Here is a 22993-nt window from a genome sequence, read left to right as displayed (position 1 = left end):
TACCTCACTTTAAAAACCTATGCTTTGATTATTACATACTTGATATGATCAGCAAGAGTTTTATATGTTTCTCGAAACTGCAAATTTGTTGTACATAGGTATAGAAAAATATCTTTTATTTCGAATTTGATAGAAAAATACTTCAACTTAGTGTCATAAGGATTTCAATTATTTACTCCTTCAAAAAGGATCGTATATTTGTGAGAACACGTTGCGTAAAATAGGATTGTAAAAATAAAGGTGTGGAATTATTTCTATAAGCTTAAGCAGATTACTTCATATGTAAATTTAGCAAAAGTAAGCCAATATAGCTGATTTTAAGATATAGTGAAATTATTATATTAAAAAGTTCGTATAGATCACATGGTAGACCAACGCATTCCAGAAAAACTTCTTCTCACGCTAGCTGGTTTTGGTTGTTGAAAATAGCTAGATTACTTAAATTTTTAATACTAATTAATTTAAAATTAATATAAAACTTATGATAATTTTCTACTTTAAATAGATAAAGCTTTTCTCCCGTTATCCTTCTCAAAATAATCTACCTCTACTGAGAAATTTACTTGATGCAGAGTGCTGGTGTAATGATACATCCGTCACTTTTGTAGTACTTAACATACTTGCAACTCCCATACGTCCAGTTTCTCTAGCAAGATCTAAAGGTGTTTTGCCATTATTATCTTTAACTTGAGTATTGGCACCTCTATTAATTAGAAACTTTGCAGTGATTTCTTTAAAATACCCATCAACACCAGCAGTATAGTGTAGCGGAGTTAAACCATTTGCATCAATTTCATTAATGCTTATTCCTTTGTTCAAGAATAGCTCTATAACATTAGGGGTTGTGCGTCCTCCTCCGCGAGCGGCAAGATGTATAGGCTTTTGACCACCAACAGTTTTAGCATGAATATCAGCCCCTTCATCAATTAGCAGTTTTACAGCCTCCAATTTAGCATGTTTGGCAGCATAATGTAGCGGAGTCAAACCATTTGTATTAGTATCATTAACATTTACTCCTCTACTTAAGAAGCACTTTATAATATTAGCAGCATTAGCAGTTTTGTACCCTCCGTGAGCAGCAAGGTGTATAGGCTTTTGACCCTTAATGGTTTTAGCATGAATATTAGCCCCTTTATTAATTAGAAATTCCGCAAGCCTTAAGTGACCGAACTGGGCAGCATAGTGTAGTGGGGTTAAACCATTTTTATCGGTATTTTCAATGCTTACTCCCTTACTTAAGAACAAATCTATAATATTTATGTGCCCTGCGTAAGCAGCAAGATGTATAGGCTTTTGACCACAAGTATCATTAGCATAAATATTAGCACCTTTATCAATTAGAAATTTTGCCACTTCTAATTTATTCTCGGATGCAGCATAGTGTAATGTGGTCCTACCAATTTCATCAGCATCATTAACACTCTCTCCCTTGCTTAATAAGAACTCCACAACATTTTTATGACCTCCAATGATAGCACTATGTATAGGTTTTTTGCCACCAATTCTATCCTTAAAATTAATGTTAGCTCCTTTACTTATAAGAAACTTTATAGTACCTAACTGACCAAACCTAGCAGCACAGTGTAGTGGTGTTGTATCATTATTGTTAACCTCATCAACGCTTACTCCTTTGCTTAGGAGAAACTCTATAATATTGTTACGACCAAGCTGAGCAGCAAGATGTATAGGCTTATTGCCATTAATATCCCTAACATTAATATCTGCCCCATTTCTAACAAGCTCTTTAACCTCGCTAAGGTTATTTTGTTCTACGGCATTATGCATAAACCCTCCTAAAATATTATACTACTACTAAAATAAAATCTTTCGAGATAACAAAAATACCATACCAATATCTTTTGCTCCATTTTTTGCACATAAAATTTATTATAAGCTGATGCTCTCATGTTGATTTCTCCTCGATTCTTGTACTTTCTCTGCCAAAGTTTTAGATGTACTAGGGGATTGACTAGGTTTTTCAGACCTTTCAAAATACCCATGTTCAATAGCATTATAAACTGAATACCCACCAAGTAAACAATTCTCACCTAGTTTTTCTCCACAATTTTTTAATTGCTCTAGCAGATCTTGATTATTTACTTCTACCCTTATTCGACCTTCATTTTGCTTATCAGGATATAATCTAACTTCTAATTCTCCCTGACTGGTAGGGAAAGTTAACACTATATCACTACCATCTGCAAGGTCTGTGTAATTTCTTATACCTTTTTCCGTTATAATTTTCGCCTCACTTTTGCCGATCTTTATTATATCTTTTCTAGATTGTATGTTTCTCTGGTTTAGTACCAAATTTTTTGCTTCATTTGTGACCATCGCAACATTTATTGTGCTATCTTCTGAATATTCTAAGTAAAAAGTAGTGTTATCTATTCTTACATCATTTAGCCTACCATTGGTCGCTCTTTTTGCAGCTTTAATAAATTTATGAGCATTATTCATATAACTTGCATAAATTTCCCCCATATTAGTTCTATGATCTTTAAATTCTAATTCCAGTTCGTTAATTATATCCATACTGTTTCTATTATACAAAATTGCTCCCTTTGAAATCAATTTACATATTATATTACTTGCAGTTTTAGGATTCTTTTTTAACTCGCCAATTCTTTTTATCACATAATCTGCAAAATTATACCAATCACGTAGACCAAGGTCCTGTGGAGAAAAGTCTTTGTTAAAACCTAGTCGCACTCCAGACCTGATGGCCTCATCTACAACTTTTTCTAGTTCGTCCATATCTTGAGCTTCAGATACTCTATTCAAAAATTTATTTAACTTCCTCTCTTGGTCTGGTGTTAAGTTTTTCAAGAAAGAACTAGAACATTGCTCTTGTGTGCAAGGATTTACACGATGACATGGTAACCCTGCTTCCAAAAGTAAGTTCATTGCTTCTACACCGACAGTTTGATTATGCCAATAAACATATTTTACACATTCTACTGCTTTTAAACTGTCTACTTTTCCAATACTCAAAGCCACTTTTAGGTCTGGGTCATTCTTGTATTTATTTAAAAACTTTCTCAGGTTGTCAGTAAAGTATTTTGAGTCATTTGAATTCACACGCAAACCTTCACTTAATTGTGCGTTATTGAATATCACATCATTTAATAGCATGGCAAGCACGCTATATAACTCTTTACTAAGTTCCTTTTGTTTTTCAGTTAAAAGGAGCTCTACCATATTGTAGAAACCACCTCCGACTGCAACCTGTTGTGGAGTTTTTCCTTGTCTATCACATATACTTGGATTAGCACCTCCCCGAAGTAGTGAGCTTACACCTTTACTATTACCAATAGCAGCAGCATAGTGCAAAGGTGTTTCTCCTTCAGTATTCTTTGCGTTAGGATCTGCTCCTGCTTTCAAAAGTAAATCTATAGTTCGATCTACCCGATCACGAATCGCTTCCCTTGTACGAGCTCCTGAAACCGCATGCAATACCGTTACCCCAGATTCTCCCCTTTTAAGATCAAGAATGACTTTTAGATTTGGATTATTTTCATTACTTTTTAAAAATCCTTCAAGTACATTAGCACTACCATTATCATAATCAAAAATATTATCTTCATACCAGTCTAGGTATTTTAAAATACTTAGTAGTTCTATGTTTAACTTCTTTTGACTGTCCGTAAGATCGTACTCTTGAACAAACCAAACACACACTTGTTTACGTAATGAATCTCGACTATCCATCAAAGATGGTGGCACCATATTATAACTTTCAAATGGCGAAATGACTGTTTGAGTCCACCAAGAATCACCCTGATTACATATTTCATCTATTTCACTCTTTGAATATCCTAGAGTCCTTAAGGTTTCTAACCGATCATTACATGAAACTTGTAACAGATATTCTTCTTTAATGAGCTCATATCCATCATCAAATGGTTCATCTGTTTCAAAATACTCTTGATTAATACTTTCTTGCTCTTGCCCATTAATTTGTTTATTTTGCTCGCTGATAGGTTCTACAATATGTCCTACAAGCTCTTTAATCTTAACCATACTCCCCTCCTAGTATAGATAAATAATATATTGTATATAATATATAACATGAGTCAAGCTAATTGCAACATAATATTTTTATTATTTTGCAATGTTTGAGCTTTCATAGAAGATCAGCAGTCCATATGCCATATGTGGCAAAAGTAGGCCAATTCTGCGTTATGCTGGATTACTATAAAGAAGAGCTTGTTGTGTATACTTAATCATTTGGATGAAGCCTGCAACGTTGTAGAATGCTTAGCAGTAGATATACCAGAAAGTGTACTCTTAACAATAGCCCATTTACCCACATTAGAATCCTTTTGCTTCTCTTTACTAATTTTTTCATTCCATTCCAAATCAAGAGAAGTAAGATTTGGAAGCTTACCATCTCTTAATGCTTCACTTAAAGCTTTTACACCTTCAGCACCAATTTCATTCCATCCCAAATCAAGAGAAGTAAGATTTGGAAGCTTACCATCTCTTAATGCTTCACTTAAAGCTTTTACACCTTCAGCACCAATTTCATTCCATCCCAAATCAAGAGAAGTAAGATTTGGAAGCTTACCATCTTTTAATGCTTCACTTAAAGCTTTTGCACCTTCAGCACCAATTTTGCTACCCCTTAAATTAAGCGAAGTAAGCTTTGTAAGATTGCCGTTAGCTAAAGCTTTTGCACCTTTATAATTAATTTCATTTCCTATCAAATGAAGAGAAGTAAGATTTGTAAGCTTAGCTAATTTTTCCAGATCTTCAGCACCAATTTTATTCCTTACCACATAAGAAGGAGCAAGATCTGGAAGCTTAGATAAAACTCTTGCACATTCAACACCAATTTTATTCATCAAATGAGCTGATTCCTTTGCGCTTTTATCATCGATTTTTACCTTTTGTAAACTAAGTTTAGTAATATTTGTTCTATTTTGTAAAAAGCTTACCAATTCACTTATATTTATTTTAGTACCTATTATTATTAAAGAATCACCTCTAATACCAAATCTCATAAATAAGTAGGCAAATAACTCACAGAACAAATGGTTTTGATCGAACTTTCCGTAATATTACGAATGAATGCACATACAGTATCCTCCAATAAACTAACAGAGTCATATATTCTATTTTTAATGAGATTGTCTTTCAAATATTGCCATAAACGCTCTACTGGATTTAACTCTGGTGAATATGGAGGTAAATAGATTAAGGTAATATTTTGTGGTATTTTTAAACCTTTGGATCTATGCCATCCTGCACAATCCACAACAAGAAATGCCTCCCTTGTTCCTAAATATTGTGACATCTGCTCAAGGAATATATTCATACAATCAGTATTGACGTTTGGTACGAATAAGCTAGAACTCTCTCCATTTCTAGGATTAACTGCACTATAGAGATAAAAGTTTTGCCTACCTAATTTTACCTTAACCTGTGTCCTAATGCCTTTTTTAAACCACCCGTGTCCAATCTTTGAATGTGTGCCAAACCGCGACTCATCGAAGAAAAATAGCTCTTTTTCGGGATACGTGACAATAGTTTCATTAAGATTTTTTTTTAAACTCTTCTTGTTTATTTTTATCCTGTTTATTGTGCACAGGCCTTGGAGTAATATACGAAAAACCTAACTTTTGCATCAGTCTATGTGCTGTAGACTTACTTACCTCAATAGAAAACATTTTCTCAATTATGATTTTTAATTTCTTAGCCGTTAGGTTGGCTCCTTCTTCTGCTATGACATTTTTAATTTCTTCTTGCTGCTTGTAGCTCAACTTCGGCTTTACTCCACGTCCTGGTTGTATTTTAAACGCATTGACTCCTCCTTCCTTAAATCTTGTAATCCACTTCATCAATGTAGTTCTAGTAATTCGGTATATTTGAGCAACTTTTGTTATTCCATATTCTTTTGCAGATATTATTGCCTGTAATCTTCTTCCTATCTCTCCTCTTATGCCGTGCTTCTTTAATTCCAGGTTACACTTATTATATAATTCTTCTCCTATTGCTTTACTTTTTCCTGCCATAACTCCCCACTAATTCTTAAATTATTCTATTTTAGAAATTTTTCTTTATTCGTCTATTTATTTTTAGGAATTGGTATAATATACGAAAAACCTAACTTTTGCATCAGTCTATGTGCTGTAGACTTACTTACCTCAATAGAAAACATTTTCTCAATTATGATTTTTAATTTCTTAGCCGTTAGGTTGGCTCCTTCTTCTGCTATGACATTTTTAATTTCTTCTTGCTGCTTGTAGCTCAACTTCGGCTTTACTCCACGTCCTGGTTGTATTTTAAACGCATTGACTCCTCCTTCCTTAAATCTTGTAATCCACTTCATCAATGTAGTTCTAGTAATTCGGTATATTTGAGCAACTTTTGTTATTCCATATTCTTTTGCAGATATTATTGCCTGTAATCTTCTTCCTATCTCTCCTCTTATGCCGTGCTTCTTTAATTCCAGGTTACACTTATTATATAATTCTTCTCCTATTGCTTTACTTTTTCCTGCCATAACTCCCCACTAATTCTTAAATTATTCTATTTTAGAAATTTTTCTTTATTCGTCTATTTATTTTTAGGAATTGGTATAAGTAAGTCTACAGCACATAGACTGATGCAAAAGTTAGGTTTTTCGTATATTACTCCAAGGCCTGTGCACAATAAACAGGATAAAAATAAACAAGAAGAGTTTAAAAAAAAATCTTAATGAAACTATTGTCACGTATCCCGAAAAAGAGCTATTTTTCTTCGATGAGTCGCGGTTTGGCACACATTCAAAGATTGGACACGGGTGGTTTAAAAAAGGCATTAGGACACAGGTTAAGGTAAAATTAGGTAGGCAAAACTTTTATCTCTATAGTGCAGTTAATCCTAGAAATGGAGAGAGTTCTAGCTTATTCGTACCAAACGTCAATACTGATTGTATGAATATATTCCTTGAGCAGATGTCACAATATTTAGGAACAAGGGAGGCATTTCTTGTTGTGGATTGTGCAGGATGGCATAGATCCAAAGGTTTAAAAATACCACAAAATATTACCTTAATCTATTTACCTCCATATTCACCAGAGTTAAATCCAGTAGAGCGTTTATGGCAATATTTGAAAGACAATCTCATTAAAAATAGAATATATGACTCTGTTAGTTTATTGGAGGATACTGTATGTGCATTCATTCGTAATATTACGGAAAGTTCGATCAAAACCATTTGTTCTGTGAGTTATTTGCCTACTTATTTATGAGATTTGGTATTACTATATCTAAGTTACTTGCTACACGTAGAATGTTATCGTTAATATTAGCACCTTTCTCTACAAGACATACAGCTATATCTGTGCTACCTTTATAAGCAGCAATATACAAAGGAGTATATCCATACCTATTAACAGCATTAATATCAGCACCTTTTTCTATAGGATGTTTAACTGCTTCAAGATTACCTTCTTCCACAGCTAAATGCAAAGGCGTATTCCCTTCATCATTCTTAACATTAACATCTTTCTTATCTACTAAATACTTTTCTATGATATTACACATACCAACCCCACTAAATTAATAAAACTATTACATTCTACAGACACAAACATTATTTTTTTATTAACTGCAAAACCCGTATAAATTCCTATATGCACTGCTCATTCTCTCTCATGAGGGCATTCATAATTATGCTAATATCTTATATATATTAATTAACAACCTCACTTTCTTCCCTCTTCAATGGCCTCTTCTATAACAGCAGCTACTTCGTTCAGCTTCTTCAACTGATTGATTTCCTGGTTTTTACGCATTTCCTTCAGCACCTTTTGATAAAGATCTTGCTTTTTCTCATTATCAAGTAGTTTACAATATAGTTTTAGCTGCTCAGGGGTCTTTGATAGTAGTCGTGCTAACACTGATTCTCGGTTATTGTTATTATTACTCATGTAAAAATCCTCACTAATTAACGCTTCAATTTTTTTTAATGTTTACTACTGTTTTCTTAGTAGTATTGGCATGAAGCCATCTATTTTAGCGGAAGTCAAGAAATTTTTAAATATTTATTTGTTATTAATAATGGTAAATATATTGGCTTCGGTAGCTTCACAAACTTGGGCTAGAAAGATCCAGTTGTTCTGTATTTTCTACTCTCTCGAACTTTGTATTCGGCTTTAAAGCATCGTACAACGCAAAACCTATACATGCTAGTCCAACTATTCCCACAGCTATTGCTACTGTAACATGGACTTCCAAGACATAAAATACAACACTACCCACCAATAATGCTGTGCCAACAATACCAGCCATGATTGCTCGTCTTTGTTGCATTACTTTTGTTGATGATTCTTCTTTTTCGTTTACAGTGTTTTCTTTTCCAGATCGATTATCAAAACATGATTTCATTTCAGTAGAAGACAAGGTATTGGCTTTATCTGTACTATCAGCAGTACTTAGAGTTGGTTGTGCGGCAATTTCTGTTAAAATATTGGTGGTACTGTTTTCGCATATTCCAGTATTATCAAGCTTTTCTATTGAAGCAGCGATGTGCTCTATAGCTATTGTATTACTTTCATTACTATTTTCGCATGGCTCAAGATATTCATGTTCTATAGATTCTTCAAGACTACTTTTATTACTATTTTCATATGCGTCAGCCGGTGTCTCGATATTACCGATAGTATCTTGAAGCACTTTTTCACTTCTAGCTGTAGTAGTTTTGGCTGTTACAACAGTGGACTGCTGGGTTACTCTCTTATTAACAAGTTCTCCGGAGAATTTTAAGATTTCTTCTACAGCCTCACTATTTTTACGTGCTTCAGCATAGGTGAATGGAGTGTAAGTTGTTTCCTTGTCATTTGAATGTTTTATCGTTATTCTTTTTTTGACAATCTCTTTCAAGATACCATTTTCCTCAGAGATTTTTAACACTGCTCTCATAATGTCATTGTCTCTACGTGATATAGCATCTGTAAGTATTGTATGAGTTTCTTCCCGACCATCTGAATGTTTTGTGGTCATTTCTTCATTCAGAACTTCCTTTAATAGTTTTTGTTTTTTGGCTTCTTCTAAAAGATCTTTTACAGCTTGATTATTTTTATGACTTATAGCATAATGTAGTAGTGACAATGTCTCCTCTCTACCCTGATACTCGTAAGTTATTTTCGCTAAAAGAATCGTGCTTGCGTTATAGCTGGACTTTTTGAATATTCTATTTCTAAACTTTTCGGCAACACCTTCCCCTTCTTCTATTTTTCTTGCTAGTTTTTGTATATTCTTTTCATCTTTATTTGTTAATTCATATATGTCACATACTAATGTCAATTTTGACGTTTTCATAATGTTTTCCCCTATTAAGATTTATTGATTTAGTGGTAGTAGTTGCAGTTGCTCACCCCATAAAGTTGGTGCTTTCTTTCAATCAAAGGTATTCTACTGTTTTAAATTCCCTGTAAAGATTTAGCTTATCTTTTACATCTAAACAGCATTAACACGATTTGGCTTTTTGTAGATGAGTAATTCTCTAGGAATTATCCTATTGAATTCTATGATATTTTTTGCCACATTGTCTAAAGTGCCCAGACACTGGGATCCAGAAAAGTTTGCTTGTAAGCAAGCAAACTAGCATAGAAAGTGGTTACAACATTTTCGATGAGATTATATGGAAAACTGGATCCCAGTGTCTGGGCACTGGGATGACAGCAGTCCTACGTCATACCGCGATTCATTCGCGGTATCTCTTAACATAGATCCCGCTAACAAGCAGCGGGATGACACCTCTCTTGGGCTCTTTTAGCTACAAACATTAAGAAATTTACTAAACGAAAAAAAAGGCAAAAGAAGCCCCGTGGTGCGAGTTTTGACTCTATATTACTGTAAGTGGCGCTGTAATAATGTGCTAACGCTTAAAATAAGCGCGGTTTGGCTGAATGTAGAAAAAATTTAAAAGACATGCAGCCGCTATAATTTTATGTAATCCGCCAAAAAATACCCTGAGTTTTTTACTGAATTTTGTCATTGAGCCTGCAGGTCAAAAACAAGTTTTGAGTCATAAATACCCTTATTGTCATGATATGTATAACAATGTTACAAAAAATAATATCATAGAATTCAGTAGAATAATTCCTAGAAAACCCCTACATACTAAAAAAAGCAAAATGCTGTTAAAATGAGCTTAAGAATAAATAGCAAACATCTAACATAACAATTCTATTTGTAAATCAGGTGAGGCTTATCCTATAGAAAGCTTTCGAACTACGCAAGCGTATCTTTTGCCTTTAGTATTTCTTTATTGTTTAAGATAACTGTCTGAGCTCCTCTGCCTTAGCATTATATCTCCACTTTCTGCAAGTTATTCCATTAAGTAGTAAAAATATTAGACTTGCCGCAAAACTAAGAAAAAAAGACCAAAGATAGAGCAGATTGAACTTACAGTAAAAATAGAACAAAAAAACTCCAACAATAAATTATACAAACTTCATCAGGTTAACTTTAACTTAAGAAAACATAAATCAAATTTTCTTGCTCAAAGACCTTGCTTTTTCTCCAACCTTACTCAAACGTACTCTAGCTTAATGCATAATTTTACCCATAAACAACCTTATCTTTGGTACTTTTATTAGTTACAAGTCATCTAGAAAACCCAGATGCTCTACGAAGCCCACCAATCAATATCAGATCCTGCTCTTGTCCTACAGCATTTAATATAGCGTATAACAAAACCATCGCATCTCCCCCAGTAATACGCTTGCATCCTCCACAAAATTCGTATTCACTTAACTGTCGATTTGCCTCCACCCTTTTTCGTTCAACTTGTTCTGCGGTGTTAGCATACTTCAACTCTATTCCAATTGGATGAGTATCATCATTTTCCGCAGATTTTGATAATACTAGGTCTATTTTCCTTCCTCTCTGTAGCTGGAACTCAATAATTACCTTGGCAGGATTATCGCAACTTTGAAATATCCCACGCAACAAAGCCTGAAATTTAGCTTCATTGTTCACGAGTAGACGGTTTCCATTTAATAACGGAGACAACAGACGAGAAATCTCATTAAATAAAACTTCATACCTAGCCCTGTACTCACCATTAACATTACCATCATTACCAAAATTAGGCTCAGCACTCATCAACTGATCTGCAAGTTGATGTAAATTCCTAACATTACCCATTTGTTCTGAAAACCTTCCCTCGAAATAACCTTCACTATGAGAACGTGAGTAAGCACGTAGTGATTCGAATTTCTTTGCAGAAGCCACTTCCAGATGACCCTGGACATCTACTTCACAAAGTACTTGACGCACCTTAGCATCATCTGTGGCTTGAGGCAGTAACGACAGGTTCAATGCCTTGTCTGGTAAAGTCTGCCACTTTAAACGACGAAAAATGTGAAGCACAACAAAACCAATATTTGATAAAAATAGAGCTAAAGTTAACGCATGGCTTACAACATCTGCTGCATCTCCCCTACCACCTGTACGTTTCATTTTCTCTCCCTGAGAGTGGTTAAATAGATACTTGGTAACCCTTACCTCCCGCCCATCATTTGTTTCTAAGTCCCTCCTTGTAGATAAAACATTTCCAAAAACAAACGATGACGTACAGGAAAAAGTGTTACAATGAGGCGATTGAGTGAACTCTGATGCTATGGGTTGTAAAAAACGTTTTACATTTCCCCTAACTCCATTTCCATGAGGATGTAGTAAACCCGGTATTAAGGAAAGACCACCTTCTGAAAAGGCCTGCACAGAAGTTCGGAGACCAGCACCTCCACGTAATTGAAAATTTAACGCTACACAAACAGCACTTGGTGATGAGGTATGAATAGGCAAAGACGAAACAGAACAACTTTTAGCATAATCTTTAGCTTGCTCTAATCCTTCCTCATCACCAACCTTCAACTCAATTATAATTGGAACCGAATCATTTGTCTGATCAACACCACGAACAAGCAAAACAACATCTGCATAACCTTTTCCTATAAGTAGCTCTGGGTAGAAATCAGCCACAGCTCGGTATCTAAAATTTACTAAAAACCCACACAGAAAACCGTGGTAATCAGACTCTGCACGAAACACTAAGCTATCTTCATGTTCATCATGGATATCAATAACATATTCCAAAATTCTTTTAACATTAGTACGCACTTCTCCTGTATCATCATTTGCCAACTCACTCATCAGGTCTAACAATTCACCTTGTTCTCTGATTGGGTTAATTTCATGAAAAATTGGAGCTCCAGGTTCATCACGTTGAGGAAATCTATCTATTTCATGAATAAACCTACATTCTTCTCCAAACCGAAATATTTTATACTCTTCCCAATCCAGATCCTCATCTTCCTGTAATTCTTGTGGAAGATTCTCTTCTACCTGCTGCTTCTCTTCTGCACTAAACCTTGACCCAGGGCTGTTCTCATTATCAGCAACAGTATAACACCTGACTATTCTTCTATTTTCTTTATTAGTGAGAACAGCAACTTTTAGATTTCCATAATTGTCAAAACGAAAATAGACTCTTTCATCTTCAACTAATATACCTGCATCATGTGCAGTAGAAAACATACCAAAAAAGAATGTAGGAAAAAAGCCAGGCTTATTAGCCGAATGCAAAAAAGATGGACAGTTGTTTAAAAAACCTACAAATTGTCTACTAAACTCATCACAACCTCCACTTAATAAAGCCCTAACTAATTCACGATCTTCATTACTACCATGCATAAATACTCCTATTTGTTAACAACTGCAGCAGGCGAAATACTAACATTAGTACCCACTAACGTAGATTGAGGACCTTCAGTGCTAGCAGAGAATAAATTCAAATTTCTCGCTGACTTACACAACTCTTCTATTAAATTGCAGGAGCTAGTTGCATCTATCATCTTAGAATTCCTTGTTTTATCTAAACTATTTGCTATCCTCTCTTTTAATGATTTAAAGCTTTTGTCTGAACAACAATCTTTAGCAAACTTTAAAATACTCAAGACCAAATCAACTTTTTCACCATCGCCAGCACTTTGAGTATCCTTGCTGTTCTCCTGATCTACAATCAAATTTGAAATTGCATTTTCCATTGCAACAAAAGCAATCCTATCTTTAAAAGGATCGACAACATTTATTTTATTTTGGTTAAATACACTAGATTCCCAAAGACTGCTAATAGCTGACCTTGCTTCATTCCTGTTATCCAAGTCATAATCTTTAGAAACTACAACAAATGAAAGCGATGAGAGAAGATGTGCATATCCTCTAGGTGAAAGCATTTTCTCTACTTCAGATCTTGAACATCCCTCGCTCAAGTACTGGATAACATACTTAGTTGTGCAAAGAAAACCGTGCTCTACTAAGTAACTAAGAGGACGATAGATCACACCCCTATCTTTCTTATTCGGTAGCCCAAGTAGTGACTTATGATCTACTTTTGCGCTTATGACTTTACCTAGAAGGGAATTTAAGGTAGAAGCAAGTTTATAGCTAGATTGCAATGGAGATAATTTTGCAATAGCAGAAACTAGCAATTTTTCTCTCTCTTCTTTCACTAATTTTTCTTCAGAACACAGACGATTATAGAAGTGTTCCACTCCCTTACTCCACTTGAAATCTACAGCCTTATTAAATCCATCTTCTGCTTCTATATTTTCTCTAAGGTTACCTGATTCTTGATCAATCCAGAAATTGAAAACAGGATCACGTCTTCCCATGGAACTTAACAATTCAACTCTTGCAAGCTTATCACTGCAAGCTAAATTCCTATCTTCCTCACATGCACCTTTATGAGATAAGTCAGATCTAAAAGACTCTAACGCCTTGTCAAATAATTGCTTAATTTCACTCTCTACACACTCAATACATGCTATTTTATATATAGCAAATGGATTCAACACACCTGATTTAGCTAATTCTCCTACCAATTTAGCAACATCTAGTGTCGCACCTGACCAACAAGATTCATCACGAAACGCATTACATAAGAGGTCCGATTGCTCAACGGTTAGACCCTCTACTGTTACAGGGTGAGCCTTGACCCATTCCTCAATAGCTGAAGTTCTATCACCTTTAACAACATCCTTCAGCTTACTTATTACTTTGCTAGAGATAATCTCTTTATTTTTTTTAGGATCAGAACTGAGACGAGATCTTTTGCTTGGGCCTGCATTACCCTTCAAATCTTCCGTTCCACGTTTAGTTTTACTTTTTGGCATCTAATTACCTCAAAATCAAATATTCAATGAAGGTATTATACAAGCATTAGAATAATATATAAATCGAAAAATTAGTGTGCACCTAAATTTAAGCAGTAATTATAGACCTGCTGCAAAAGAGGAGATATTAAAGAGAGATGTAGCAAGAGGGAATGAGCTTAAATTATCAAATTAACGTTATTCTACTTTACCTCACTAGCATTTTCCTTACCTTGAGCCTTACTATTACTCACAAATATAAACGTTCGTTACATAGCTCTTAATATGTCTAAAGAGACGAAATTTCCCGAATTATTTATAATGAACCCTTACGATCACATTCTGGGGACGTACATCAGAAAACTTTTATATTATTAGTTTTGTAGTAAAATTATATGAGTACATCGTATCTATTAAATCAGAAGCTTTATGGATTACAGATTGAGAGCTTATTTGTTTGGGGTTATCTGGTTTATACTTAGCTTACTTAGTAGTGTAGCTAATGATACTATATCAAAATATCTAAGTTTACATCTTCAGAGTTTTGAAATAATTTTTTTCCGCTTTCTGTTTACCACTATTACCCTTGTACCTTTTATGTTTTACTATGGAATAGAAACTTTTAAAACAAGTCAAATATCTACTCAAATAACCAGGGGTGGGTTGTTGTTTTGTGGAATGACCTTATGGACTTACGGGTTGACTGTTTTCCCCATAGTAACTGCAACGATTATAAGTTTTTCTATACCATTATTTGTTATACTTCTTGCAATTCCTTTTCTGGAAGAAAATATAATTTGGCAAAGATGGGTAGTAGCTGTCATTGGTTTTATTGGTATTGCTATTACTACTAAAGCTTATAGTGAGGATTTTAATCCTAAAATTCTTATTTTTATTGTATCTGCATTGATCTTTGCTATATTGGATATACTTAATAAGAAACTTGTAATAAAAGAGTCAGTAATAAGTATGTTATTTTATTCAGCTCTAACGACAACTATTTTTTCTACTCCACCTTTGTTATTTTATTGGCATATGCCTTCCTTGTTGGAGTTAGTATTACTGCTGATTTTAGGAATAAGTTCAAACCTAATTCTGTTCTTCATGTTAAAAGCTTTTGCTCTTACTGATGCTACTGCACTTGCACCGTATAGATACATAGAGCTAATAATTTCTGCAATAGTAACATACGTTATATTTAATGAATTACCTGATAAAAGTGCTTTATATGGTACTTTGATATTAATACCATCAACCTTATTTATAGCTTATTCGGAAGGTAAGGCAATTAAGAAAAATAATGTAACAACAAAAGTTTATAATTGTTAATGGTATTTATTTTAGATGCTAAGCTATATTTTTAAGGTGATAATAAAATGCACATAACTATTATAGGAGTAGGGTATGTAGGATTAGTATCTGGTACAATGTTATCTGAGCAGGGCCATAAAGTTGATTGCATTGACATAAATACTGAGAAGATTGAACTTTTGAAATCAGGGAAAATTCCTCTATATGAACCTGGATTAGCAGATTATTTAGAGAATAATATAAAGTCACAAAGGATAAGATTTTTCGATTCGTATTTTCAAATAAATCCCAATACAGAAGTAGTATTTATAACTGTAGATACTCCATCAGACTCCCTAGGAAATGCAAATTTACAGAATGTATATAATGCAGTAAGTGAAGTTTCTGAGAGAGTTAATCAAGATTGCTTAATAGTGATAAAGTCAACTGTTCCTCCTGGTACTGCAGAAAATATATATAATTATTTATCTAATAAGGGCTATAACTTTGATTTGGGGGTTAATCCAGAGTTTCTCAAGCAAGGCTCTGCAGTATCAGATTTTTTATACCCAGATAGGATAATAATAGGAGTAAAAACTAAGCTAGCTAGAGCAAAACTAGAAGTTATATATAGATCATTTATAGATAAGAATATTCCGTTAATAGTCACTGATACAGTTACTGCTGAAATGATTAAATATGCTTCTAATGCTTTTCTAGCAACAAAGGTTGCTTTTATCAATGAGATGGCAGGTTTATGTGAGCTATTAGGAGCAGACATTGACCTTTTAGCTAACAGTATGGGAATGGACCATAGAATAGGTAAGGAATTTCTCAAAGCTGGTCCAGGATTTGGAGGATCATGTTTTCCTAAAGATTTGTCAGCTTTAATAAGGCTTGCTGAAGATCACAATGTCAAGCTACAAATTTTAAATTCAGTTAAGGAATCTAACTATAATCATATAACAAACATTGCTAAAAAGGTAGAATATGTATTAAATGGAGTCCAAAATAAAAAAATAGCAATATGGGGGCTAACTTTTAAGTCTGGTACTGATGATGTAAGAAATAGCCCAGCTATAGATATTGCACAATTGTTAGTGAATAACAAGGCTAAAATTACTGCATATGACCCAATGGGGATGGATAATGCTAGGCAAGTTCTAAAGGATATAGAATACGCGGACAATGCTATAGGGGCTGCAAGGGACGCGGAAGCCTTGTTATTGTTAACGGAGTGGAAAGAATTTAAAAATCAAGATTTTGCAAGTTTAAAGAGTATTATGGCTGCACCTAATGTTTTTGATTTCCGTAATTTATTAGATAGCGAGCTATTACTAAGATATGGTTACCATGTTTATTCCTTGGGTAAAAAATCTATCTACAAAGTTTAACTGTTGAGAAATTTTTTTTACACCGCTTTACTTAGTTTTTTTAGATCTTTGCTTGATAGTATGGAAAAGCAAACGAGTGCAACAACAGAGCAAATGGAAAAAAATGAAAACATAATACTGTTACCACAGTGCTTAACAAGTACTCCTAAGAGCACGCATGAAAATATTGAACTTGCAATATACCCAAATAATCCTGTTAAGCTTACAATTGCACATACATTATTTTGTGGAGCAATTTCTACAGCTATAACACCTGTCAGTACTTGCACTCCAAATATAAAGAATCCTGATAAGATTGCACCAAGGTTCATAAGAATTATGTTTTGACCAAAGTTCATTGCAATAAAAGTGAGTGCTATACCCAACATATAAAGTGATGCCAGCAAGCTTCTATTTTGAAAGAAGTACATATCACTAATTCTTCCTGTTATTAAAGTTCCAAGGATTCCACCTAAATCATATACGCCTGTTATTAGTGAGGATTGTACAAGAGAAATTTGTAATTTATTCTTTAAAATTATAGGAAACCAAAAGAAGATTCCCATTTTTATAATATAAGCACAAAAAGTAGCACAACATAGAAACCATATGGAACTTGTTACCTTGATACCTATTTGAGATTTCTGCACCTTATAATAGGTAGTAAAGTTGGCACTTTCTTTGTAATATGCCTTTAATATTATATAAATTCCAAAAAGTAAGCATAAGAAACCAGAGTACAAAAATGCACTTTTTGCATCATATATTTTAATTATACTTGGTAATACAATTAAAGTAATACAAGAACCAAGTTGCTGAGATGCGCTCATAACTCCCCATGATGATGCAATTGAAGAGATGCTAGAGTTTGTAACCATAAACTTGGTAATAGCTGGCCAACCTAACCCTTGTGTCCAAGCTAATAATATTAATGTTAACAGTAATAAAGTTAGATTATTATATGATAAAGTTATACCAATGGTTAATAATCCAGTTGCAATATTGCATAGCCCAAACATAAATAATGGATTATTTTTGGAGTCCATGATTATTCCATTAACAAATTTTGATACTCCATAAAAAAAAGAAAAGCAGGCAAAAAAATAGCTTAATTTTACATGGTCAGTATCTATTAACAGTGGTAGAGCAATTGGTATACTTTGTCTTGATAAATAAAGCAGCATATATCCACAGAAGAATAGTAAATATTGAAAGAAGACAAAGTTCACACCTATTCCCAAATAGCTCTATGCAGATGCTAGCATAATACTATATTGGTATAATATTGTTTGACAAGAAGTTTGCAAACAATTAGTGCAGAAAATTACTTAGTATCTTTCTTATAGCAGATACAGTAGTATTAATATCTTCATAGCTTATATCTCTATGTGTTATAGCTCTGATTTTACCTTTGATGTTAGCCATTCTAATTCCATAATTTGTCATTAGTACGTTTATTAATTCTTGAGTAGATATACAATTAGTACGTAATGAAAAATACGCTATATTAGTTTTATACAGGTCGATATCAATTATAACTTGATCTATGGAGTCTAGGCCTTCTATAAGGTGCTGCATTTTTTTATGATCTTCTTCTAAAGAATTTACATTATTACGTAGAGCATATAAACATGCAGCTGAAATAATGCCAGCTTGGTGCATACCTCCGCCAATTTGAAACTTATAGTACCAAGCTTTTTCAATAAAATCTTCACTTCCAAGCAATATTGCGCCCATTGGAGCACCTAATCCTTTACTAAAATCAATGAATACCGAATCAAAATAACTTGCATACTCCTTTGGAGATATTTTAGTATGAGCACAAGCGTTGAACAGTCTTGCTCCATCTAAATGAGTGAATACGTCATTCTCTTTGCAGAGACTTGAGATCTCTTGAATATATTCTAAAGGCCACACAGCTCCACCACCAAAATTTGTCGTTTGTTCGATAGAAACAAGCCCAACTCTCGGAATATTTCTTAAACTAGGACGAGTAATAAACTCAACAATTTGTTCTCCAGTAAATATTCCTCTTGTACCTTTGATGGGCAAAGGAGTAGCATGTGCCTGGGCTGCGATCAAGCCAGATTGTACTATGAGTGGATGTGAAGTTTCATCAAGCAGCAAGTAATCACCAGGTCTTTGAATGTGTACTTTATAAGCAATTACATTGGACATCGTTCCTGAAATCAAAAAGATTCCTGCAGGTTTACCTAATATTTTACATGCGGTTGCCACTAATTCGTTCACAGTTGGATCTTCACATGCAGCTTCGTTTCCAACTTTTGCTTTAGCCATCGCTTCCCTCATTTTAGCTGAAGGGTCAGTGTTTGAATCGCTAAAGAAATCTATTTTTACTCTCATATTAAATTTAACACAACCTCCTTTATAATTTCAGCAGCTTTCATGATGTCTGTTTCCTTTGTGCCAAGATGGGTAACTGCTCTTATATGAGACTCGAGCCAAGGAAAAAGCAATAAACCATAAGCTTGGCACTTACTCAAGAAAACCTCATTAGTTACATTTAGTGCTTTTATACTAAAGCTTACTATATTAGTTTCTGGATAAGGTAGTACCAGTTTTATGTGTGGAATTTCCTTAATCTTGTCTGCAAACAGTTTGGCGAGTTTATTGTCTTCTTTAAGCCTAGAAATATTGTTCTGTAGTACATACTTTGCTGCATTAGCACAATACCCTATCTGATGATAACCACTACCTAGCCAAACCTGTAGCTTTTTAGCCCTTTCAATTATCTCTCTTTTACCCATAAGCATTGAACCAAAAGGAGCTCCAAGTCCTTTGGTAAAAGAAAAGCTCATTGTATCCACATATTTAGCATAATCTGCTAAAGCAATATTTGTTTCGACATGAGCATTAAATATTCTTGCACCGTCTAAATGAAGATTTACATTGTGAGCTTTTAAAAAGTGATATAACTCGACTTGTTTTTCAAAAGGATAAATTTTACCATTAAACCCATTTATACTATTTTCTATAGAAACAAGACTCACCTGAGCAAAAATTTTATACCTTGGCTTAGAATTAATAGCATATTCTACTTCATCAACATCTAAGATTCCTCTATTATTTCTAATACAATTAAATACGATATTATTTACTTTTGCATTGCCTGCGCTATCGAAAAAATTAACGTGGTAATTATAATGAGTTATTAGTTCATCACCAGGACTTGTTTGACTGGCAATGGCTAATCTATTTGCAAGCATACCGCTGGTTGCAAATAATGCTTCTTCTACTTTGAATAATTGTTTGCAATATTCTGATAAGTCATTACAGCTTTTGTCTTCACCATAAGCAAAATCTCCAACAGTTGCATTACTTATTGCATGTATAACGTTGGAGCTCTGCAGAGTTGTAGTGTCACTTCTCAGATCAATAATTTTTTCCATCTTATTTTTTGCCATTCAAACAACCAATTTGAGCATTCCAAAGTTCCTTGTAAAGACCTTGCTTAGAAACTAATTCAGCGTGTTTACCATCTTGGACAATTTTTCCTTTGTTAAATACTAGAATTCGGTCCATGTGTAAAAGTGTAGAAATACGGTGTGCTATAGTAATCGTAGTTTTATTTTTCATCAATTTGAATAAACTCATTTGAATTGTTTTTTCTGTTATAGAATCTAACTGACTAGTTGGTTCATCGAGAAATAATATTGGAGCGTTTTTTAAAAATGCCCTGGCTATTATTATTCTTTGTCTTTCTCCTCCAGATAGCTTGATGCCTTTTTCTCCGACTGTAGTTCCATATTGATCTGGTAGAGTCATAATGAAATCGTGAATACCAGCCAGCTTTGCAGCTCTCATTATTTCTTCGATAGTAGATTGAAGTCTACCATATATGATGTTTGCTAAAATAGTATCATGAAATAACAATGGGTCTTGAGGTATTACAGATATTTGTTGCCTCAAAGAACTCTGTGTAACTTCTGATACTATTTGATTATCAATCTGTATATTACCTTTTTTAACATCAAATAGCCTTAGGATTAAGTTTATAAAAGTAGATTTACCACCTCCAGAACAACCAACTAGACCTACTTTTTCGCAAGGATTAATGGTAACTGAGAAATCTTGAAATAATGACTCCTGACCTTCATAAGAAAAAGAAACATTATTAAACGTTATTTTTCCACTTAATAAATTTAATTCTTTAGCATTTTTCTTATCTTGAATTTCTGGTACGGTAGTTAAGATTGGCAATGCATCTGAAACTTTGCCGAAATGAGTAGAAAATTGCGTAAGATTCCTAGTTAGATGGTTAAGAAACTCTATAATCGATATATTAATTCCAAGTACAAGAGCTATATCTCCTATTGCGATCTTGTTCAATTGATAGTCATAAATTAAAAAGTACAAGTTTACTGCTTGGAGTATATCAAATGAATAGCCATATATAAACCAAAGACAAAAGTATGCCCATTGTAATTTTCTCTCTGCAATAGTTCTTTTCTTGCATATTTGAAAAAATTTGTGTCTCTCATGTGCTTGCTGAGAAAATAGCCTTACTGATATAACATTTAAAATACTATCTGCTATACTAGCTATTACTTGTGAATTTTGTTTAGAGTAATTATCAGCTAGTTCAGTAAGTACACGAAAGCTGAAAATCGATACTAAAATAAAAATGCTTACCCAAGTGAATGTAGCGATTGCAAATTTTATGTTTACTAATGATAAGGTATAAATAGCTAAGACTAATGCTATGCTGTAACCGAAAAAACAATCTATAAGCAATCTTATTAACTCTATCACACTATCCATTAAGCTACTGACCTTATGTACTAAGCTTCCAGATAAATTGTTCTGATAATAGGAATGGTCTTGTTGGAGTAGTCTACAAAAAGATATATCAGCTATCTTTTGACGCATTAAGGTAAACATTCGAATGTCAACAAAATAGCCATAGAATCTAAAAGCAGTAGTGATAAGTAATGCCATACCAAGATAAGCGCTTACAGGTAATAAAAGATTCTCAATTACATTACCTTCCTGATATTTTACAGCTGTATCTAGAATATTTTTTACTAAATACTTTCTAAAAGACAAATCAACAGCTACCACCAGGGCAACTAAAGACATTATAAGTACATTAAGTTTGAATTTAGATACTATATTCAAGATGAACATCAATACACATTTGAAGCTATCAACTCTACTTCTGTTCATTTATAATGCTAGCTCCACTACGTTGACTTTTTTATTGAGAAATACAAGTAGTGAAAACCATAAATTTTTGTATATTTTTCCTGAGATGTCTCCAGCATCATGTAGTGCTGATGCTCGATTCAGAATAAGTAGCTTATATAAATCTCGCTTAGCCTCAGTAGTGTCGATCTCAGAAATATTTGTAGTTGTGTCTGTAATAAAGGCTAACCAGCTCTTGATAAGTTCTTCCATGTTTTTTGCTTTTACACTTTCCTGGTAGCCAAACAATGACAAGCATTCTCTCAGTACAGATTCTGTTAACTCACCACAATTGAGTATACCAAAAACTGAAGGCTGAGGTTTTGGCACATAGGGAAGATCTTGATCTTTTATAATCCACCTTGTTACATAAGCAAATCTATCTTTAGCATCTGTATTCTTATCACTACCATGCCATAACCGTGAATCAAAAACTATTGCATCTCCTGCTGAAATAGGTAATGACTTGATTTTGTAATTTTCCCGATTATTTGAGTACTGATCAAAAAAATATGGGTACCAAAAATCAACTAAAGGCTGTATTTCCCATTTATGACTGTTTTCTATAATTTGCAGTGCACCTGAAGTTTCACTTACATTATTCAAAGCTAACCAAACAGAAAAGTGGTAAGGATCATTGAAACTATAGGAGATGTCTTGGTGGAAGGGAACTGCATCTATTAAATCAGCAGTTTTACATATAACATTTGATTTTTTCTGCAGTATCTGACACTGAAGTGACTTTTCAAGGTAATTTTTAATAATTTCATCTAATGCTTGAGAGATAATTCTAGTTACTTGAGATGACGTGCCCCATCTGCCGGTACAGTTTAAGTAGTCAGAAGTTGAAACACTTAGTTCTTGGGATAGCTCTGATATCTTATTTGTTATATCACTTAAAGACTGAGTTATTAGCTTTAAAGGAACCAGATTTTTGATAATAAAAAAACCATTTTTTTGTAGTATTTCCATATG

General features: G+C 33.7%; 17 protein-coding genes and 1 pseudogene. 3 read left to right on the top strand and 15 right to left on the bottom strand.

Annotated elements, in window-relative coordinates; translation table 11 throughout:
• Positions 1 to 531: 531 nt before the first annotated feature.
• The 5 genes from AAGD99_RS07760 to AAGD99_RS07740 form a co-directional block, all read right to left on the bottom strand.
• On the bottom strand, positions 532 to 1785 hold the full coding sequence (locus tag AAGD99_RS07760; protein ID WP_341823065.1) for an ankyrin repeat domain-containing protein: 1254 nt from the start codon (positions 1783 to 1785) through the stop codon (positions 532 to 534).
• 102 nt (positions 1786 to 1887) lie between these two features.
• On the bottom strand, positions 1888 to 4023 hold the full coding sequence (locus AAGD99_RS07755; protein WP_341823064.1) for an ankyrin repeat domain-containing protein: 2136 nt from the start codon (positions 4021 to 4023) through the stop codon (positions 1888 to 1890).
• A gap of 203 nt (positions 4024 to 4226) precedes the next feature.
• Positions 4227 to 5006, bottom strand: a complete 780-nt coding sequence (locus tag AAGD99_RS07750; RefSeq protein WP_341823063.1) for a hypothetical protein — start codon at positions 5004 to 5006, stop codon at positions 4227 to 4229.
• A protein-coding gene (locus tag AAGD99_RS07745) for an IS630 family transposase (RefSeq protein ID WP_341822214.1) occupies positions 5003 to 6017 on the bottom strand; the annotation gives its coding sequence in 2 pieces (ribosomal slippage) (positions 5003 to 5551 and positions 5553 to 6017; 1014 coding nt in all). Before AAGD99_RS07745 ends, AAGD99_RS07750 begins: the two co-directional genes overlap by 4 nt.
• Positions 6018 to 6070: 53 nt before the next feature.
• Positions 6071 to 6508, bottom strand: coding sequence for a helix-turn-helix domain-containing protein (locus AAGD99_RS07740; RefSeq protein WP_341823062.1), 438 nt, complete (start codon positions 6506 to 6508; stop codon positions 6071 to 6073).
• 66 nt (positions 6509 to 6574) lie between these two features.
• On the opposite strand from AAGD99_RS07740, the pseudogene AAGD99_RS07735 reads away from it, so the two are divergent.
• Positions 6575 to 7238: pseudogene (locus tag AAGD99_RS07735) on the top strand (IS630 family transposase); the annotation flags it as partial.
• Here the strand turns inward: AAGD99_RS07735 and AAGD99_RS07730 are convergent.
• The 5 genes from AAGD99_RS07730 to AAGD99_RS07710 form a co-directional block, all read right to left on the bottom strand.
• Entirely contained in the window at positions 7225 to 7533 is a 309-nt protein-coding gene (locus AAGD99_RS07730; protein ID WP_341823061.1) for an ankyrin repeat domain-containing protein, read from the bottom strand. The pseudogene AAGD99_RS07735 and the gene AAGD99_RS07730 overlap by 14 nt on opposite strands.
• A 161-nt stretch (positions 7534 to 7694) precedes the next feature.
• Complete coding sequence (locus AAGD99_RS07725) at positions 7695 to 7919, bottom strand: hypothetical protein (RefSeq protein WP_341823059.1); 225 nt, start codon at positions 7917 to 7919, stop codon at positions 7695 to 7697.
• Between the two features lie 157 nt (positions 7920 to 8076).
• Positions 8077 to 9309, bottom strand: coding sequence for a hypothetical protein (locus AAGD99_RS07720; protein ID WP_341823057.1), 1233 nt, complete (start codon positions 9307 to 9309; stop codon positions 8077 to 8079).
• Between the two features lie 1290 nt (positions 9310 to 10599).
• A complete protein-coding gene (locus tag AAGD99_RS07715) occupies positions 10600 to 12690 on the bottom strand; it encodes a hypothetical protein (RefSeq protein WP_341823055.1) in 2091 nt (696 codons plus the stop codon).
• Positions 12691 to 12698: 8 nt separating this feature from the next.
• Positions 12699 to 14171 carry a hypothetical protein gene (locus tag AAGD99_RS07710; RefSeq protein WP_182183394.1) on the bottom strand — a complete coding sequence of 491 codons (1473 nt, stop codon included), beginning with the start codon at positions 14169 to 14171 and terminating at the stop codon, positions 12699 to 12701.
• Between the two features lie 408 nt (positions 14172 to 14579).
• On the opposite strand from AAGD99_RS07710, the gene AAGD99_RS07705 reads away from it, so the two are divergent.
• On the top strand, positions 14580 to 15479 hold the full coding sequence (locus AAGD99_RS07705) for a DMT family transporter (protein ID WP_141457073.1): 900 nt from the start codon (positions 14580 to 14582) through the stop codon (positions 15477 to 15479).
• Between the two features lie 47 nt (positions 15480 to 15526).
• Positions 15527 to 16834: a UDP-glucose dehydrogenase family protein gene (locus AAGD99_RS07700; RefSeq protein ID WP_182183391.1), complete on the top strand. Its 1308-nt coding sequence runs from the start codon at positions 15527 to 15529 to the stop codon at positions 16832 to 16834.
• A 17-nt stretch (positions 16835 to 16851) separates the two neighbouring features.
• On the opposite strand, the gene AAGD99_RS07695 is transcribed toward AAGD99_RS07700, so the two are convergent.
• The 5 genes from AAGD99_RS07695 to AAGD99_RS07675 all read right to left on the bottom strand — a co-directional run bounded on the left by AAGD99_RS07695 (position 16852) and on the right by AAGD99_RS07675 (position 22990).
• Complete coding sequence (locus AAGD99_RS07695) at positions 16852 to 17997, bottom strand: MFS transporter (protein WP_010405355.1); 1146 nt, start codon at positions 17995 to 17997, stop codon at positions 16852 to 16854.
• A gap of 127 nt (positions 17998 to 18124) precedes the next feature.
• A complete protein-coding gene (locus AAGD99_RS07690; protein WP_006280070.1) occupies positions 18125 to 19177 on the bottom strand; it encodes a threonine aldolase family protein in 1053 nt (350 codons plus the stop codon).
• A complete protein-coding gene (locus AAGD99_RS07685; protein WP_341823051.1) occupies positions 19174 to 20223 on the bottom strand; it encodes a GntG family PLP-dependent aldolase in 1050 nt (349 codons plus the stop codon). The genes AAGD99_RS07690 and AAGD99_RS07685 overlap by 4 nt, the downstream gene beginning before the upstream one ends.
• A 1-nt stretch (position 20224) precedes the next feature.
• Positions 20225 to 22000 carry an ABC transporter ATP-binding protein gene (locus AAGD99_RS07680; protein ID WP_253303154.1) on the bottom strand — a complete coding sequence of 592 codons (1776 nt, stop codon included), beginning with the start codon at positions 21998 to 22000 and terminating at the stop codon, positions 20225 to 20227.
• Complete coding sequence (locus AAGD99_RS07675) at positions 22001 to 22990, bottom strand: phytanoyl-CoA dioxygenase family protein (protein WP_155969548.1); 990 nt, start codon at positions 22988 to 22990, stop codon at positions 22001 to 22003. It abuts the gene before it with no gap.
• Positions 22991 to 22993: the final 3 nt, after the last annotated feature.

This window comes from Wolbachia endosymbiont (group A) of Clivina fossor (assembly GCF_964026865.1).
Lineage (GTDB): Bacteria > Pseudomonadota > Alphaproteobacteria > Rickettsiales > Anaplasmataceae > Wolbachia.
Note: the sequence above shows the minus strand (reverse complement) of the source record. Positions and strands in the feature narration are given on the sequence as shown.

Excerpts from the sequence above, each read along its gene's own strand:
- AAGD99_RS07760 (WP_341823065.1), bottom strand. The coding sequence starts at position 1,785 with ATGCATAATGCCGTAGAACAAAATAACCTTAGCGAGGTTAAAGAGCTT.
- AAGD99_RS07755 (WP_341823064.1), bottom strand. The coding sequence starts at position 4,023 with ATGGTTAAGATTAAAGAGCTTGTAGGACATATTGTAGAACCTATCAGC.
- AAGD99_RS07750 (WP_341823063.1), bottom strand. The coding sequence starts at position 5,006 with ATGAGATTTGGTATTAGAGGTGATTCTTTAATAATAATAGGTACTAAA.
- AAGD99_RS07740 (WP_341823062.1), bottom strand. The coding sequence starts at position 6,508 with ATGGCAGGAAAAAGTAAAGCAATAGGAGAAGAATTATATAATAAGTGT.
- AAGD99_RS07730 (WP_341823061.1), bottom strand. The coding sequence starts at position 7,533 with ATGTGTAATATCATAGAAAAGTATTTAGTAGATAAGAAAGATGTTAAT.
- AAGD99_RS07725 (WP_341823059.1), bottom strand. The coding sequence starts at position 7,919 with ATGAGTAATAATAACAATAACCGAGAATCAGTGTTAGCACGACTACTA.
- AAGD99_RS07720 (WP_341823057.1), bottom strand. The coding sequence starts at position 9,309 with ATGAAAACGTCAAAATTGACATTAGTATGTGACATATATGAATTAACA.
- AAGD99_RS07715 (WP_341823055.1), bottom strand. The coding sequence starts at position 12,690 with ATGCATGGTAGTAATGAAGATCGTGAATTAGTTAGGGCTTTATTAAGT.
- AAGD99_RS07710 (WP_182183394.1), bottom strand. The coding sequence starts at position 14,171 with ATGCCAAAAAGTAAAACTAAACGTGGAACGGAAGATTTGAAGGGTAAT.
- AAGD99_RS07705 (WP_141457073.1), top strand. The coding sequence starts at position 14,580 with ATGGATTACAGATTGAGAGCTTATTTGTTTGGGGTTATCTGGTTTATA.
- AAGD99_RS07700 (WP_182183391.1), top strand. The coding sequence starts at position 15,527 with ATGCACATAACTATTATAGGAGTAGGGTATGTAGGATTAGTATCTGGT.
- AAGD99_RS07695 (WP_010405355.1), bottom strand. The coding sequence starts at position 17,997 with ATGCTGCTTTATTTATCAAGACAAAGTATACCAATTGCTCTACCACTG.
- AAGD99_RS07690 (WP_006280070.1), bottom strand. The coding sequence starts at position 19,177 with ATGAGAGTAAAAATAGATTTCTTTAGCGATTCAAACACTGACCCTTCA.
- AAGD99_RS07685 (WP_341823051.1), bottom strand. The coding sequence starts at position 20,223 with ATGGAAAAAATTATTGATCTGAGAAGTGACACTACAACTCTGCAGAGC.
- AAGD99_RS07680 (WP_253303154.1), bottom strand. The coding sequence starts at position 22,000 with ATGAACAGAAGTAGAGTTGATAGCTTCAAATGTGTATTGATGTTCATC.
- AAGD99_RS07675 (WP_155969548.1), bottom strand. The coding sequence starts at position 22,990 with ATGGAAATACTACAAAAAAATGGTTTTTTTATTATCAAAAATCTGGTT.